The organism is Arthrobacter sp. NPDC093128, from assembly GCF_040683875.1.
In the GTDB taxonomy this organism is placed as follows: Bacteria; Actinomycetota; Actinomycetes; order Actinomycetales; family Micrococcaceae; genus Arthrobacter.
On the sequence record NZ_JBFBEY010000002.1, the window covers coordinates 384,481 to 400,310 of the forward strand.

Below are 15,830 nucleotides of genomic sequence, written 5' to 3' on the forward strand. Positions count from 1 at the left end.
CGCCTAGCCCGCCTTCACCGCCAGGACCGGGCAGTCCGCTTCCAGGAGTATCCGCTGCGAGGTGCTGCCCATGATCAGCTTGCCGACGGGGGTGCGCCGCCGCAGCCCGATCACAATCAGGTCGGCCTGGTGTGCCTCCGCCGCCTCCAGGACCTCAATGGCGGCGTCGTGGCCGCGCACGGGCTGGAGGATGATGTGCTCGATGCCTTCCTTGCCGAGACGCTCGTCGATCCCCTCGATTTCGGTTTCCCCGGCATAGCGCTTGTCCACCAGGGCATCGCCGCGGGAGGAATTGATGACCACAAGCTTGGACTGCGCCTTCCGCGCCTCCTTGATGGCCTGGTCGAAGGCGGCTTCGCCCTCTGGTGTTGGAACGTAGCCCACAACGATGGTCATGGTGTCTCCTGGTGGTCTGTGCGATGTGCTTCGGTGTTGGTGTTGAGCGGTGCTGGAGCCGTCACGCTGGAGCTGGATGCGTCGCCGGCATCGTCCTCACTCCTGGTGGGAGCCGCAGCCGGTGCCGGAGCCCGTACCGCTGCCGGACGGTTGCGCCGGTACAGCTTGAACAGCAACGGCCAGACCAGGATGATGGCCACAATGATGTAGACCACGACGGCGATCGGTTCACCGAGCAGGCCGTTGGGGCCCAACGGGTCGCCACCGGACAGCTTCAGTGCCTTGCGGAGCTGGTCCTCCAGCCGCGGGCCGAGGATCACGCCGAGGATCAGCGGCAGGACAGGGAGGCCGAAGCGCCGCATCATGAAACCCAAGACGCCGAAAACCAATAGCAGCACCAGGTCGAAGGCCTGCAGGTTGACCGAATAGGCGCCCAGCGTGGCGAAGAACAGAATGCCGGCATACAGGTAGGGGCGGGGAAGCTGCAGGAGCTTCGCCCACAGTGGAGCCAAGGGCAGGTTGATGAGCAGCAGCAGGAAGTTGCCAATGAAGAGGCTGGCGATCAACGCCCACACCAGGGGACCCTGGCTGGCGAACAGCTGAGGGCCAGGCTGGATGCCGTATCCGGTGAACGCGGCCAGCATCACGGCGGCAGTGGCGTTGGTTGGCAGGCCCAAGGCCAGCATGGGTGTTAGTGTGCCGGCAGCGGAGGCGTTGTTAGCGGCTTCCGGCCCGGCCACGCCTTCAATAGCACCGTGCCCGAACTCCTCGGGGTGTTTGCTGAGCCGCTTCTCCGTCACATAGGACAGGAAGGTAGGGATTTCGGCACCGCCGGCCGGCAGGGCGCCAAAGGGGAAGCCGAAGGCGGTACCGCGCAGCCACGGTTTCCAGGAGCGCTTCCAGTCGGACTTGCCCATCCAGGGCTGGCCCACCGGAATGGCATGGAGCGGGGTGCGGCGCAGGTGCGCCGCAACCCAGAGGGCCTCGCCCACGGCAAAGATGGCCACGGCAACCACCACAATGTCTATGCCGTCAGCCAGCAGTGGGATACCGAACGTGAGGCGGGCCTGGCCGGAGCCCATGCCTACCAGGCCAATGGCCAGGCCAAGGCCCAAAGCAGCGAAGCCGCGCAGCCGGGAGGAGCCCAGCACGGCGGTGACCGCCAGCAGGGCAAGGACCATTATCGCGAAGTAGCTGGGGGAACCCAGGCTGACGGCGAACTGCACAACGATCGGCGCGAACATTGCCAGCAGGGCAGTACCAATGGTGCCGGCCACGAAGGAGCCGATCGCCGCCGTCGCCAGAGCCTGGGCGGCCCTGCCGGCCTTGGCCATCTTATTTCCTTCGATGGCGGTGATCACGGAGGAGGATTCGCCGGGGGTGTTAAGGAGGATGGACGTAGTGGACCCGCCGTACATGCCGCCGTAATAGATGCCGGCGAACATAATAAATGCGCTGGTGGGTTCCAGGACCTGGGTGACGGGCAGCAACAGAGCCACTGTCATAGCCGGGCCCAGTCCCGGGAGGACGCCGACGGCCGTACCCAGGATGACGCCGATCACGGCATAGAGGAGGTTCATGGGAGTCAGGGCGGTGGCGAAACCGTCCATGAGGGAGGACCAGACGTCCATTACAGAATTCCTTTCAGGACACCGGCCGGCAAGTGAATGCCAAGGCCCAGGTAGAAGCCGTAAAAGGTGAGAACCGAAAGGGCCACGGAGATGATCCCGTCACGGACGTAATGCCGGCTCCCCAGGGCCCAGGCGCTTCCCCAGAAGAGGATGGTTCCCGAGATCACCCATCCGGCCCAGTCGATCAGCAGGATGTTGGCAATGAAGGCCCCCGCGAGGGGCAGGACGGTCTTCCAGTCGGCGGGGTGCGTGAGGTCCACGTCCTCCCCGCCTTCGGCTTCCCCTTGTCCGCCCCGCAGCACGTTGATTGCCAACAGAACTGCGCAGACAACCAGCAGGCCGGACACCAGGTACGGCAGCGTCTTGGGCCCTACCGGGTCAGTTTGGGAGTACGTGATGGCCAGGCGGTTGGTGTCCAGGAAGACGACGACGCCGGCCACGCCGAGCAGGAGGGCTACCCCCAGCTCGGCGCGGCCTTTCAAGCCTGAGAGTATGGAGCTCATGCCAACCCGAGCTTGGTCAGGACGTCCGCCACCCGCTTGTCCTGCTCGGTCAGGAACGCCTTGAACTCATCGCCCGTGAGGAACGCATCGGACCAGCTGTGCGTTTTGAGGGCTTCCTTCCAGGCCTCGGTGCCGTGCATCTTTTCGAGGGCGGCAATGAGCTTGGCCTTGTCGGCGTCGCTGATTCCCGGAGGGGCCACCATGCCGCGCCAGTTGGTGAACACCAGGTCGATGCCGGACTCCTTCAGCGTGGGGGCATCCACGCCGTCCAGCCGTTCCTCGCCGCTGGTCGCCAGCACGCGGACCTCGCCGGATTGAATCTGCTGCAGGTATTCGCCGGCGCCGGAGGCTGCGAAGCCCACCTTGTTGCCCAGGATGGCCGGGAGGAGGTCTCCGCCGCCGTCGTAGGAGACGAAGTTCACCTTGGTGGCGTCGATTCCCACGGCTCCGGCGAGCTGCATGGGCAGCAGGTGGTCGGGGCCGCCCGGGGAGGAGCCGCCGCCCACGCTGATGGCGCCGGGGTTGGCCTTCCAGGCGGTGACCAGGTCATTGATGGTCTTATAGGGCGAATCCTTGTTGACCATGATGGCGCCGGGCTCTTCAATGAGCTTGGCCAGCGGAGTGGTGTCCGTCAGCTTGGATTCGGACTTGTTGGTGTAGCTCGCGCCCACCACGCCCAGCCCCATGAGCATGGCGAGGTCGCCGTTGCCCTTTTCGTTGACGATGCGCGCCAGGCCCACGGTTCCGCCTGCGCCGGCGAGGTTGAACACTTCGGTGTTGGTGGCGACCTTCTCGTCGTCGAGAACCTTGGCCGCGACGCGGGCAGTTGTGTCGTAGCCGCCGCCGGGGGTGTTGGGGACCATGATCTGGAGGCCGGTCAGCGGGCCGGCAGGGGCGCCGGAGGTGGCACCGCCGGTGGAGCTCTTTCCCGTGGCACCGCAGCCGGTGGCCATCAGGGCGATACCGGCGGCGACGGCGGCAATTCGCAATGCGCGGATCTGGCGCATGGTGTTCCTCTTCTCAGTAAAGTTCTCGGTAAAGCAGGTCAGCAAAACTGACTCGTGATTTGATGCTAGGCCCGAAAGTGACGGGCATCACTCTTGTGTACGCAGAGAAAGTTAAGTTCATTTCGTTCACGTTTCCGGTTCTCAACCGTCGCGGAGCCTGCTGTGGAAACCGGCCGGGTACGGGCATTCCGGGGTGGGGTATAGTTCAGCGCATCGCGGCGGATCGGGAGCCCCGCGGACGCATTCCGGCCTCTGGTTTCACGAAGCCGGCTGAAGTATCACTGAGAAAATAGGAAAGACGGCACGTGACTCGACGAAGAGGAATGTCCCTCGCCGGGCAATACCTGGTCCTGCAGCTGCTGATTGTCCTGGCCGTCCTTGTGGCCGTTGTCGCCATCTCCCTGGCACAGTCCGCGGCGGCCTTTGAACGGATCGAAGGCCGCCGCGCCCTGTCGGCCGCGGAAGCGCTGGGCAACAACCCCACAGTCCGTGCACTGCTGCCTACGGCCGAGCCGCGCGGCGGCTCCGCACTCCCCGCGGTCGCGGAGTCCGTGCGCACCGTCTCCGGATCCGCGCAAGTGGCCCTTGCCAGATTGGACCGCACCGTAGTGGCCTCCTCAGACCCCGGCCTGCTGGGCCGTCCACTGGAGCTGGGCGAGAGCCGCGTGATGGACGGACGGGCCTGGACCGGCGTGGTGGACGGCAACGCCGCCCCGGTACTGTCCGCCCACGTCCCGGTGCTGGATGACGCCGGAAAAATGATCGGCATCGCCTCCATCAGCCGGAGCTACCCGTCCACCTGGGAGCGGCTGGGCGACGCCGTGCCCAACCTGCTCACGTATCTGGGAGTGGCCAGCGTGCTGGGCGTGGCAGGCTCGCTGCTGCTGTCCCGCCGCGTCAAGCGGCAGACCCTGGGCATGGAACCCAGCGAAATCACCGGGCTGGTGGAGAACCGCGAGGCGATGCTGCATGGGCTGAAGGAGGGGGTGGTGGCCCTCGACCCGCACGAACGCATCACCGTGGCCAATGACAGTGCCCGCGAACTGCTGGGCCTGCCGGCCGACTGCGTGGGCAAGGTCCTGGCGGTCCTGCCGGTGGACCCTGCGCTGAAGGACGTCCTGACCCGGGAGCAGCCAGGTGCGGACCAGCTGGTGCTGGTGGGCGAGCGCCTGGTGGTGCTGAACCGCGTGCCCATCCGTTCACGCGGCCGCGACATCGGCTCCGTCACCACCCTGCGCGACCGGACCGAACTCTCGTCCTTGGAGCGAGAACTGGGCGCCACCCGGACCGCCACCGATACCCTGCGCGCGCAGGCCCATGAATTCGCAAACCAGCTGCACGTCATTTCCGGCCTGATCCAGATCGGCGAGTACGATTCCGTGGTGCAGTTCGTTAATGGCGCCACCCTGGACCGGACCAGGCTCAACGACGAGGTGACCAGCCGCATCCAGGACCCGGCGCTGGCTGCCCTGCTGATCGCCAAGTCCAGCCTCGCCACGGAGCGGGGAGTCACCCTCCAGCTTGACCCGGAGTCTGCGCTGGAGCGGGTGGACGACGAGCTCGCCCGGGACCTGACCACCGTGGTGGGCAACCTCGTGGACAACGCCCTCGACGCTGTCACGGGGGCCGCGGAGGCTTCTGTCCGGGTCCTCGTCGAGGACAGTCCCGAGGAAGTGGTGGTTACCGTCCGGGACACCGGCCCGGGCATCGATGCTGCGGCCACCGAAGAAATCTTCCGGCAGGGCTTCACCACCAAAAAGCCGGGACCCGCGGGCGGCAGGGGCTTTGGCCTGGCGCTTTCGCGTGTTGTGTGCCGGCGCAGCGGCGGAGAGCTTGCCGTGGTCAACGACGGCGGTGCGGTCTTCACCGCGCGATTGAAAAGGGCCCCGCTGAAGCGGGTGCCGGCCAAAGGAAGGGTGGCCAAGCCATGATCAATGTCCTGATCGTCGACGACGACTTCATGGTGGCCAAAGTGCACGCCGGCTTTATCCAGCGCACGCCGGGATTCGCCGTCGTGGGGGTTGCGCACACCGGAGCCCAGGCCATGGCGGAAACCGCCCGCCTGCAGCCCGACCTGGTCCTGCTGGACATCCACCTGCCCGATATCAACGGGCTGGACCTCATGACCAGGCTGCGGGAGGCGGCACCGGAACTGGACGTGCTGGTGATCAGTGCCGCGCGCGAGGTGGAGACAGTCCGCCGTGCGCTGCGGGGCGGGATTGTGCACTACCTGATCAAGCCGTTCTCGCAGACGGACCTGCAGGAACGCCTTGAGCACTACCGCAGCGCCTACCAGGGCCTGGACCTGGCCAAGGACGTTGCTGAGCAGTCGGACGTCAACCGGGTTTTCGGGCTGGAAAGCACCGACCGGCCCGAACGCACCGAGCACCACCTTCCCAAAGGCTGCAGCCCGGAAACCCTCAAACGCGTGGTGGACGTGCTCAACTCCGCCGAGGCGGACCTGTCGGCCGCCGAAGTGGCCGACCTGCTGGGCACGTCCCGGGTCAGTGCCCGCAGGTACCTCGAATACCTCCACGATGAGTCCAGGGTGGACGTACGGCTCAAGTACGGTGCGGGCCGTCCCGAGCGCCGCTACGCCCTGAAGCCTGTGTAACGTCAGCGCCGCGTCAATGCCGTGACGTCAGCGTCCCGGCGGGAGGGACAGCGGCGGGATGGCTTCGTACAGCAGGGTCCGGATCCAGCGCTGGCCTGTTTCGCGGTACTCCGCACGGCTCGCGAAGCGGTAAAGGTAGCTGTGCACGCGCACCCACCGGGGGCGGGCGCCGTCGAACGGGTCCTGGCGCAGGAGCCGGAGCACCGGCTCGTCAGCTTCCAGCAGCTTGGCCAGGAAGGCGTAGAACCACTCCTCGTGCACGGTGCGAAGGGGCAGGAACCACATGAGCCAGTCCAGCCGGAGGTGATACGGGGCCCACTGGCGCGGCAGCCGGCGGACGTCGCCGGGCTTTCCCCGGAAACCGTACTCCCGCCAGTCGGAATCGTCGTCGGGCTCGGCGTCGAGGGTCCCTTCCACCACGATCTCGATCCGCATTTTGGTCACGGTGCCGAAGGCCCCGTAGGTGTTGCCCAGCTGCCAGCGGTTGAAGCTGGCGTTCATGAGCTGCCGGTGCTGGAGGAGGTTCCGGACAGGCCAGTAGCTGAGGACCAGCAGGAGCACCGTCACGGCGAGCACGACGGCGAGCCACCACACCGGGGTCTGCGTTCCGCCCGCGCCGGCGCCCGCGCCTGACGCGGATGCGTGCCAGCCCAACGGGATAACGGGAAGCACAGCGTGGGCCACCGGATCACTGACGGCCGCGAAGGCCAGCAGGATGGCCATCCAGTTAAGCCAGGCAAAGTTCCCGCTCGCCACGAGCCACAGCTGGGTAAAGATGACGATGCCCGCGGCGATGCTGGCCAGCGGCTGCGGGGCGAAGAGGAAGAACGGGACCACCAGCTGCGCGAAATGGTTGCCCAGGACCTCCATCCGGTGCAGGGGCTTGGGGAGCAGGTGCGCCTGGCGGCTCAACGGTCCGGGCATCGGCTGGGTCTCGTGGTGGTAGTACAGGGCGGTCAGGTCGCGCCACTCGCTGCCTCCGCGGATCTTGATCATCCCGGCACCGAACTCCAGCCTGAACAGCAGCCACGCCAGCAGGATCAGGATGGTCCGGGGCGGGGGAGTCTGGTCCGAACCCAGGAACGCCACGATGAAGCCCGCTTCAAGCAACAGCATTTCCCAGCCGAACCCGTAGAACGTCTGGCCCACGTTCACGATCGACATGTACAGCAGCCACAGGGACAGGAACGCGAGCATGGGCAGCCATGGCGGCCCGAGCTGGGGGAGCCCCGCTACGATCGTGGCCGCGATGGCCATGCCGCTCCAGCAGACCCACCGCAGCAGGCGGTCCGAGTAGCGCCAGAGGAACAGGCTGGGCCGCCGGCGCCGCCTGAAGCTGTCCACGTAGTCGGGGACCGGGAGCAGGCCGCGCTCGCCGAGCAGCGCGGGGAACTGGTTGAGGCAGGAGAGGAACGCCACGAAGAAGATCGTGGCAATGCCGCGCTGCAGCACCTGCCGGGCGAACTCATACTCCGGCGCGTCGAACCATGCGGTCCACTCCACGTTGTTCACGTTACGCCTGCCGTCCACGGCGTCAACGCACTGCGGCACTAGGATCGAACCATGTTTGCGCTGGTGCTCATCGCTGTTGTCGCCGGGGCGATGGCCCAGCGTATTGCAGGCCTCGGCTTCGGCCTCCTCGTATCGCCGGTCCTGGTGGTGCTGCTTGGCCCCTTTGACGGGGTGATGATCATCAACCTCTGCGGCGCGGCGTCGTCGCTGCTGATCCTGTCCCGGGTGTGGCGGCACGTCAACTGGCGGCGCTACGCCGGCCTGGCCGCCTCCGCGGTGGTGGGCGTGGCACCGGGTGCCTGGCTCGCCAGCAATGTCCCCGAGGCGCCGCTGGAAATCTGCATCGGTGTGCTGCTCATCATCGCCCTGCTCGCTTCCCAGCGGCTGACCCGGAGTTCCTGGCGCGCCAGCGGGCCGGTGCCCATGATGTCCCTGGGGTTTTCCAGCGGCCTGATGAACGCCGCGGCAGGCGTGGGCGGACCGGCGATCACTGCCTATGCCATCGCCACACGCTGGGACCAGAAGAGCTTCGGCGCCACCCTGCAGCCTTACTTCGTCACCACGGGCCTGTCCTCGCTGATGACCAAGTACTTCTTTTCCGGCGGGCATGTTCCCGCCCTCGAAGGCTGGCAATGGCTGGGGGTCCTGGCCGCCATGGTGCTCGGAATCGTCGCAGGGGACCTGCTGTCGGGCCGGGTGCGGCCGGCAGCCGTCCGCCGGATTGTGGTGGTGATCGCCTACACGGGAGCCGTATCCACGATTGCCAAGGGCGTGGTGGAGCTGGCCTTCGGGTAGGCAGCGCAGGCGCCGGCAGGCCAGTCACGTGCGGGATACTTAACGGATGCAGCCACGCAGAATCGTTCTTCTCGGATCCACCGGTTCCATCGGCACCCAGGCGATAGACGTCGTCGACGGCGCCCCGCACCTTTTCGAGGTGGTGGCGCTGAGCGCCGGCGGCGGCAACCTTGACCTCCTTGCCCGGCAGGCCGTGCACACGAAGGCGAAGGCCGTGGGCACCGCCAGCGGCGATGCGTCCGCCCTGCAGGAACTGATCGACGACGCCGCCCGCGCGGCCGGCGTCTCAGGCTACCGCCCCGAGATCATCACCGGCCCGGATGCTTCCACCAGGATTGCGGAGATCGACGCGGACGTGGTGCTCAACGGCATCACCGGCTCCATCGGGCTGGCACCCACGCTGGCGGCCCTGAAGTCAGGCGCCACCCTGGCACTGGCCAACAAGGAATCCCTGATCGTCGGCGGTGCCCTGGTAAAGGCTGCCGCGCGGGAAGGCCAGATCGTCCCGGTGGATTCCGAGCACTCCGCCATCGCGCAATGCCTGCGCTCCGGAACGGCCGCCGAGGTGGACCGGCTCATCCTGACGGCATCCGGCGGACCGTTCCGCGGCAGGACACGCGAGGAACTGCACAATGTCTCACCGCAGGATGCCCTGGCGCACCCCACCTGGGACATGGGCCTGATGGTCACCACCAACTCCGCCAGCCTGGTGAACAAAGGCCTTGAAGTGATCGAGGCACACCTGCTGTTCGACATCCCGCTGGACCGCATCGACGTCGTTGTCCATCCGCAGTCCGTGGTCCATTCCATGGTTCAGTTCGTGGACGGCTCCATCATTGCCCAGGCCTCGCCGCCGGACATGCGCCTGCCCATCGCCCTCGGGCTGGGATGGCCGGACCGTGTCCCGAAGGCGGCCACGCCGTGCGATTGGACCCAGGCAACCAGCTGGACCTTCGAACCGCTCGACGCCGAGGCGTTCCCCGCCGTCGCTCTTGCCAAGGACGCTGCCAAGCAGGGAAGCACCTATCCCGCCGTTTTCAATGCCGCCAACGAAGAGGCCGTGATGGCCTTCCACTCCGGCCGGATCCGGTTCACGGACATTGTGGATACTATCGAAGCGGTGCTCAGCGAACACCCAGGATCTTCCGGGCTGACAGTTGAGTCCGTGCTGGATGCTGAGACGTGGGCACGAGCGCGCACCCACGAACGTTTAGCAGTGAGCAGTCTCTAGGAAGCAGCAGATCTAAGCATGAGTCCCGTCATTCTCTTCATCCTCGGTGTCGTCTTTGTGGCGATCGGCATCGCAATTTCCATCGCGCTGCATGAGGTGGGCCACCTGGTTCCGGCCAAGCTGTTCAAGGTGCGGGTCACCAAGTACATGATCGGTTTCGGCCCCACGCTGTGGTCCAAGCGCAAGGGGGAGACCGAGTACGGAGTCAAGGCCATCCCGCTGGGCGGTTACGTGTCCATGATCGGCATGTACCCGCCAAACAAGGACGACGGCACCGTGCGTCCGTCCAGCACCGGGATGTTCCAGACCCTCGCCACCGAGGCACGTTCCATGGCCCACGAGGAAGTGGGACCCGGTGACGGGAAGCGGGTCTTCTACCGGCTTCCGGTCTGGAAGAAGGTCATCGTGATGCTCGGCGGTCCCGCCATGAACCTGCTGATCGGCGTGGCACTGACGGCCGTGCTGTTGATGGGATTCGGGATCAGCACACCCACCACCACCATTGCGGACGTCTCCAAATGCCAGGTCAAGGCCGGGGAGACCGTGGATCCGGATTCCGCCGACTGCAAGCTCACTCCCGCGGCTGCGGCACAGCTCAAGCCCAATGACACCATCACGTCCTTCGACGGCAAGCCCGTGACTAAGTGGGACGAACTCACCGGTTGGATCCGGTCCTCCGCCGGCCGGGAAGTCAGCATCACGGTGGAACGGGACGGCTCGCCCGTCACCACTACCGTGACCCCCGTCCTCTCGGCCCGGCCGGTCATCGGCGCGGACGGCCGGCAGGCCACCGATTCCAACGGAACCCTGCAGTACCAGGAAGTCGGCTTCCTGGGGATCGGCGCCCAGACCGCCCTTGTCTCCCAGCCGGCGTCGTCCGTTCTCCCCATGGCGGGGGAAAACATCCAGCAGGTGGCCGGCGTCGTCCTGAACCTCCCCGCGCGGGTGGTGGGCGTGGCCAAGGCGGCCTTCAGCGAAGAGCCCCGCGATCCCAACGGACCCATCAGCGTGGTGGGTGTGGGCCGCGTGGCGGGTGAAGTGGCCGCCATGGAAGAGGTCCCGCTGCAGTCCAGGCTCGCTGCGCTGGTGGGGCTGCTGGCCGGCCTGAACTTCGCGCTGGCCGTGTTCAACCTGGTCCCGCTTCTGCCGCTGGACGGCGGCCATGTGGCCGGGGCGCTCTATGAAGGCGCCCGACGGCGGGTGGCCAAGTTGTTCGGCCGGCCCGATCCGGGTGCGTTCGACATTGCCAAGCTCCTGCCGGTGACCTATGTGGTGGCCGCGCTGCTGATGGGCATGAGTGCGCTGCTGATCTATGCGGACATCGTCAAGCCGGTCAATCTCTTTGGATAATCAGCTTCCAGCGTCTTGGAATCAATAATCAGCCTTTTCTGACTGATTTATATAAATCAGCCGAATCTGATTGGTATCAGCTAATCAGTCGATTATGTTTGCAGTATGTACGTACTCACGATCGACCAGCGGGGCAGCACGGGAGATAGGGACCGGGTGCCCGGCCTGCTGGCTGAGCTGCACCGCATCTCAACCGGCGGACGCTTCGAACGCTCCGTGGGCGACGAAGTCCAGGGTGTGGTGGAACAGCCGGCGGAAGTGGTCGAAATTGCACTTCACTCCCTGCGCAGCGGCCAGTGGTACGTCGGAATCGGAGTGGGCGCCGTTGACATGCCCCTGCCTGCGAGCCCGAGGGAAGGATCCGGACCGGCGTTCGTGGCTGCCAGGCTGGCCGTGGAGAAAGCCAAGTCTGCTGCATCCCATGTGCCGTTGTCCGTGGTTTCCGGCGGTCTCCGCCGCGGTGGCGCACCGCTGCCCGCGGCCGAGCCCGGCATCCGGGCCTGCGCGAACGCCGAAGCGGTCCTCCGTCTCATCGGGCGCCTGGTGCAGGACCGTACGGACGCCCAGTGGAAAGTCGTGGACACCCTTCGGATGCTGCAACAGGACACGGCCGCCAGGCACGGCACCCAGAAGCTTGCGGCCGCAAAACTGGGAATCACGGAGCAGTCGGTGAGCCGCGCCGTGCTGAGGTCCGGCTGGCAGGAAGAATGGGCGGCGAGGCCGGCCGCCGGGATGCTTCTGGCCCTGGCCCACGATGCAGTCCTGGAAGGACAAACGTGAACGCTCTCTGGATTACGCTCGCCCTCCTGACGGCAGGCTTCGTCGGCTGGCCGGTCACCGCCCTGGTATTCCGGCTGGCACGGACCATCGACGACAAGGCGGACGCGGCCAAGGCCGCCGAAGACAAGGCCGCCGCCGACCGGGCCGCCGAAGAGTCGGCTGACGACCCCTCCGCCGACGTCACCGTGGACCAAAAGACAGTGGACAACGTCACATCCGGCAAAGACGCGGCGGACAAAGTAACGGCGGACCGGGGGACCGTCGACGGGGAGATCACCGTTGCTGCGGACGAAACCCGTGACGAAACGGGAAAGTCAGCCAAAGCGGCAGCCGGTCCGCAGGCGCACACCACGCGGATCCTGCGCGGCGGCGCCATCATCGGCGTCCTGGAAAGGCTGGCAGTGTGCCTGGCCATCCTCACCGGCCAGCCCGTGGCCATCGCCTACGTGGTGGCCATCAAGGGCCTGGGGCGCTTCGCCGAACTGAAGGAGACCCCCGTTGCCGCGGAGAGGTTCATCATCGGCACGCTGGCCTCCATGCTGTGGGCCGCCGGGGTTGCCGCCGTTGTCAGGGTCCTCTTCCTCAGCTGAACCGGATACAAACTCAGGCGGACAGGGCGATAGGGTATCCGTATGACTGTTTTTGCTGTTGAGTACGTATACGCCCCCGAGTCCACCGAAGCACGGAACGCCGCCCGTCCGGCGCACCGGGAATGGACCGCTCGGCTGGCCAGTGAAGGCGCACTCCTCGCCAGCGGACCCTACGGGGACGGAGCGGGTGCCCTGCTCATCTTCAAGGCTGACGATGAAAACGCACTGAACGGGATCCTCAAGCAGGACCCCTTCGCCGCGGCCAGCGTGATTGCCGGCACGCGCACCACGGAGTGGGCCCCCGTGACCGGCCTCCTGGCCGAGCACGCCGCCTAGCCAGCCGGAACCACACCATCGACACTTCGATCTAAATAGGAGTCCACGTGACCTCGGTCAGCCTGGGAATGCCGTCAGCACCGCCCCCCGTCCTCGCCCCGCGCAGGAAAACCCGTCAAATCAAGGTGGGCTCGGTGGGTGTCGGCTCGGATTCGCCCATCAGCGTGCAGTCGATGACCACCACCCCCACCACGGATATCAACGCCACCCTGCAGCAAATTGCTGAGCTGACGGCGTCAGGCTGCGACATCGTGCGGGTTGCCTGCCCTTCCGCGGACGACGCCGAGGCCCTCCCGATCATCGCGCGCAAATCGCAGATCCCGGTCATCGCTGACATCCACTTCCAGCCCAAATATGTCTTCGCCGCCATTGAAGCGGGCTGCGCTGCGGTGCGCGTCAACCCTGGCAACATCCGCAAGTTCGATGACCAGGTCAAGGAAATCGCCCGCGCCGCCAAGGATCACGGCACGTCCATCCGGATCGGCGTCAATGCAGGATCCCTGGAACCGGGCATCATGAAGAAGTACGGCAAGGCCACCCCGGAAGCGTTGGTTGAGTCAGCGGTCTGGGAAGCATCGCTGTTCGAGGAGCACGGCTTCCACGACTTCAAAATCTCCGTCAAGCACAACGACCCTGTGATCATGGTCGCCGCCTACGAAATGCTTGCCGAACAGGGCGACTGGCCCCTGCACCTTGGCGTCACCGAGGCCGGACCGGCCTTCCAGGGCACCATCAAGTCCGCCACGGCCTTCGGTGCGCTCCTGTCCAGGGGGATCGGCGACACCATCCGCGTTTCCCTCTCGGCCCCTCCCGTCGAGGAAATCAAGGTTGGCAACCAGATCCTGCAGTCGCTGAACCTGCGTCCCCGCAAGCTTGAAATTGTCTCCTGCCCGTCGTGTGGCCGCGCCCAGGTGGACGTCTACACCCTGGCCGAGCAGGTCACGGCGGGCCTCGAAGGCATGGAGATCCCGCTGCGCGTTGCCGTCATGGGCTGCGTCGTCAACGGCCCCGGTGAGGCCCGTGAAGCCGACCTGGGCGTGGCGTCCGGCAACGGCAAGGGACAAATCTTTGTGAAGGGCGAGGTCATCAAGACTGTCCCCGAGAGCGAAATTGTTGAGACACTGATCGAAGAGGCCATGCGTATCGCTGAAGAGATGGGGGAGGCCGATGGCGAAGATGCTGTCAAGGGTAGCCCCGTGGTTAGCGTCTCGTAAGGAGAATGCAGGATCCGGCGTATCAATCCGGGTCCTGTCCGGGCCGGACACCGCCATGCTGCGGGAACTGGCCCGGACCGACGTTGTGGCCAACGTCTTCATTCTGTCGCACCTGGCTGCGACGGGAAGTGCCGCACCCACTGCGGGCGGGGCCAGTATCTTTGGCGTGTTCGACGGCGACGACCTCGTGGGCGCGTGCTGGGCGGGGGCCAACCTTGTTCCCGTGCAGCTGGACCCGGAACTTGCCGGACTCGTGGCCGGGCACGCGCACCGCTCCGGCCGCCGCTTCGCCTCCATCTTCGGCCCTGCGGATACCGTCCTGGCCATGTATGAACAGCTGGAGCAGCTGGGACAGGCTGCCCACGAGGTCCGGGCGGACCAGCCGCTGATGACCATCACCGGGCCACCCGCCGTACTGGCAAATACGGACCTGGGTTTCGGCCAGCTCGCCGACTTTGACCGGATCCTGCCTGCCTGCGCGGCAATGTTCGAAGAGGAAGTCGGCTATTCACCGTTCCTCGGCGGCCGCGAGTTCTACAGCAGGCGCGTCGAAGGACTCATCAGGCAGGGCCATTCCCTGGTCCACCTCAATGCGGACGGCCAGGTCATGTTCAAGGCCGAACTGGGAGCCGTCACCCCCGACGTGACACAGGTCCAGGGTGTCTGGATGAACCCTTCCTTCCGCGGACTCGGACTGAGCGCCGGCTACATGGCCGCCGTCGTGGAACTGGCGCAGCGGCTCGCCCCCGTCACCAGCCTGTACGTCAACGATTACAACGCCCGTGCAAGGGCAACGTACGAGCGCGTGGGCTTCCGCCAGGTGGGCACGTTCGCTACAGTTCTGTTCTAGCTGGCCGGTACCGGCCAGCATTCGAACTTATTGGGGGATAAATGAATACGTCTGTTGTGCGCTATTTCGGGGGATCTGCCCTCCTGGTGCTGGCACTGACAGCCTGTGGCGGACCCGCCAAATCGCCGGACACAGGGGGCGGTGCGGCCCCGGAAACCTCCGCCACAACAACTCCAAGCCCCACGCCGACGGAAGTCGCCTTCAAAATGCTGACTTCCGATGAGCTCGCGGAGATCGCCGGAGGAGTGAAGGACGGGGACAGCGTCGCGTTGGCCGTGATGCCCGCGGACAAGGTCTCCCAGGCACTGGATCAGATGATGTCCCTCATGACCGAGGTCCAGGTGGAACCTGCCAAATGCAATTCCATCGCCACAGGCACGGCCCTGAAGCCGGACAGCAGCACCACCATGGCCATCGGCGCGTCCACGTCCTCCAACGCCGAGCTGACCCAGACGCTCTCTCTTCTCTCCGGCGTGGACAAGGAAAAGCTGGACGAGACGCTTTCCGCTCGCAGCAAGGAGATTGCAGACTGCGGAAACCTCAGCATGAAAATCGGCGAAATGTCCGTGACAGCAACCACCACCGGGCTTGACAGCGGGGCTGACACCCCCGGCGCCATCGCCATGCGAACGGACGTCACGTTGCCCGCTGGTACCACGCAAAGCACGGTGATGACCTTCGCGGTCAAGGGCGGAGTCCTGATTGCGGCACAGGCGTCAGGCACCGGCGTGACCTCGGCCGACCTGGTCCAGGCCGAGCAACTGCTGGACCAGGCTGCCGCCCTCATTGACTAGCGGGCCGTCTTCCGCGGACACCTGGCGTAACCCCAAGTCAACTGCAGAAAACTGCGTGACGACTCTTGTAATGGTGCCCTGGATCACATAGGTTCTAGCTAGCCGCGCCGATGGGGTGCGTGCGGTCTCAGAGGGGAATCAGTAATTGGCACTGAGCGTTGACCTTCCCAGCCAGGCACGCCCAGCGCTTCCTCCGGACTTGACGGTCTGACGGACCGTAAGAGCCA

16 protein-coding genes are annotated in these 15,830 nt (G+C 65.9%); 11 read left to right on the forward strand and 5 right to left on the reverse strand.

Going from position 1 to position 15,830, the window contains the following annotated elements; all coding sequences use genetic code 11:
* Positions 1–3 precede the first annotated feature (3 nt).
* The 4 genes from AB0N24_RS03615 to AB0N24_RS03630 are packed head-to-tail and all read right to left on the reverse strand — an operon-like array spanning position 4 to position 3,537.
* Positions 4–396, reverse strand: coding sequence for a universal stress protein (locus AB0N24_RS03615; protein WP_364120506.1), 393 nt, complete (start codon positions 394–396; stop codon positions 4–6).
* A complete protein-coding gene (locus AB0N24_RS03620; RefSeq protein ID WP_364120509.1) occupies positions 393–2,027 on the reverse strand; it encodes a tripartite tricarboxylate transporter permease in 1,635 nt (544 codons plus the stop codon). Before AB0N24_RS03620 ends, AB0N24_RS03615 begins: the two co-directional genes overlap by 4 nt.
* Entirely contained in the window at positions 2,027–2,530 is a 504-nt protein-coding gene (locus AB0N24_RS03625; RefSeq protein ID WP_364120512.1) for a tripartite tricarboxylate transporter TctB family protein, read from the reverse strand. The genes AB0N24_RS03620 and AB0N24_RS03625 overlap by 1 nt, the downstream gene beginning before the upstream one ends.
* On the reverse strand, positions 2,527–3,537 hold the full coding sequence (locus AB0N24_RS03630) for a tripartite tricarboxylate transporter substrate-binding protein (RefSeq protein WP_364120515.1): 1,011 nt from the start codon (positions 3,535–3,537) through the stop codon (positions 2,527–2,529). Before AB0N24_RS03630 ends, AB0N24_RS03625 begins: the two co-directional genes overlap by 4 nt.
* Positions 3,538–3,860: 323 nt before the next feature.
* Between AB0N24_RS03630 and AB0N24_RS03635 the strand changes: the two genes are divergently transcribed.
* A complete protein-coding gene (locus tag AB0N24_RS03635; RefSeq protein ID WP_364120657.1) occupies positions 3,861–5,468 on the forward strand; it encodes a sensor histidine kinase in 1,608 nt (535 codons plus the stop codon).
* Positions 5,465–6,151: a response regulator gene (locus AB0N24_RS03640; RefSeq protein ID WP_364120518.1), complete on the forward strand. Its 687-nt coding sequence runs from the start codon at positions 5,465–5,467 to the stop codon at positions 6,149–6,151. The genes AB0N24_RS03635 and AB0N24_RS03640 overlap by 4 nt, the downstream gene beginning before the upstream one ends.
* A 27-nt stretch (positions 6,152–6,178) precedes the next feature.
* On the opposite strand, the gene AB0N24_RS03645 is transcribed toward AB0N24_RS03640, so the two are convergent.
* Positions 6,179–7,654, reverse strand: a complete 1,476-nt coding sequence (locus tag AB0N24_RS03645) for a lipase maturation factor family protein (RefSeq protein WP_364120521.1) — start codon at positions 7,652–7,654, stop codon at positions 6,179–6,181.
* A gap of 60 nt (positions 7,655–7,714) precedes the next feature.
* Here AB0N24_RS03645 and AB0N24_RS03650 point away from each other — a divergent pair, with 60 nt between their 5' ends.
* The 9 genes from AB0N24_RS03650 to AB0N24_RS03690 all read left to right on the forward strand — a co-directional run bounded on the left by AB0N24_RS03650 (position 7,715) and on the right by AB0N24_RS03690 (position 15,603).
* Positions 7,715–8,458, forward strand: a complete 744-nt coding sequence (locus tag AB0N24_RS03650) for a sulfite exporter TauE/SafE family protein (protein WP_364120524.1) — start codon at positions 7,715–7,717, stop codon at positions 8,456–8,458.
* A 46-nt stretch (positions 8,459–8,504) separates the two neighbouring features.
* Complete coding sequence (gene dxr / locus AB0N24_RS03655) at positions 8,505–9,689, forward strand: 1-deoxy-D-xylulose-5-phosphate reductoisomerase (RefSeq protein WP_364120527.1); 1,185 nt, start codon at positions 8,505–8,507, stop codon at positions 9,687–9,689.
* A gap of 18 nt (positions 9,690–9,707) precedes the next feature.
* Entirely contained in the window at positions 9,708–11,039 is a 1,332-nt protein-coding gene (locus AB0N24_RS03660) for a site-2 protease family protein (RefSeq protein WP_364120530.1), read from the forward strand.
* A gap of 105 nt (positions 11,040–11,144) precedes the next feature.
* On the forward strand, positions 11,145–11,819 hold the full coding sequence (locus tag AB0N24_RS03665; protein ID WP_364120533.1) for a MarR family transcriptional regulator: 675 nt from the start codon (positions 11,145–11,147) through the stop codon (positions 11,817–11,819).
* On the forward strand, positions 11,816–12,409 hold the full coding sequence (locus AB0N24_RS03670; RefSeq protein ID WP_364120536.1) for a hypothetical protein: 594 nt from the start codon (positions 11,816–11,818) through the stop codon (positions 12,407–12,409). Before AB0N24_RS03665 ends, AB0N24_RS03670 begins: the two co-directional genes overlap by 4 nt.
* A 42-nt stretch (positions 12,410–12,451) precedes the next feature.
* The gene (locus tag AB0N24_RS03675) at positions 12,452–12,745 is read left to right on the forward strand and encodes a YciI family protein (protein ID WP_104172518.1); all 294 of its coding nucleotides are present in this window, start codon (positions 12,452–12,454) and stop codon (positions 12,743–12,745) included.
* 47 nt (positions 12,746–12,792) lie between these two features.
* Complete coding sequence (ispG, locus tag AB0N24_RS03680) at positions 12,793–13,959, forward strand: flavodoxin-dependent (E)-4-hydroxy-3-methylbut-2-enyl-diphosphate synthase (protein ID WP_364120539.1); 1,167 nt, start codon at positions 12,793–12,795, stop codon at positions 13,957–13,959.
* Positions 13,922–14,809 (forward strand): GNAT family N-acetyltransferase, encoded by an 888-nt coding sequence (locus AB0N24_RS03685; RefSeq protein WP_364120542.1) that lies wholly within the window; start codon positions 13,922–13,924, stop codon positions 14,807–14,809. The genes ispG and AB0N24_RS03685 overlap by 38 nt, the downstream gene beginning before the upstream one ends.
* A gap of 41 nt (positions 14,810–14,850) precedes the next feature.
* Complete coding sequence (locus AB0N24_RS03690) at positions 14,851–15,603, forward strand: hypothetical protein (protein WP_364120545.1); 753 nt, start codon at positions 14,851–14,853, stop codon at positions 15,601–15,603.
* Positions 15,604–15,830 lie beyond the last annotated feature (227 nt).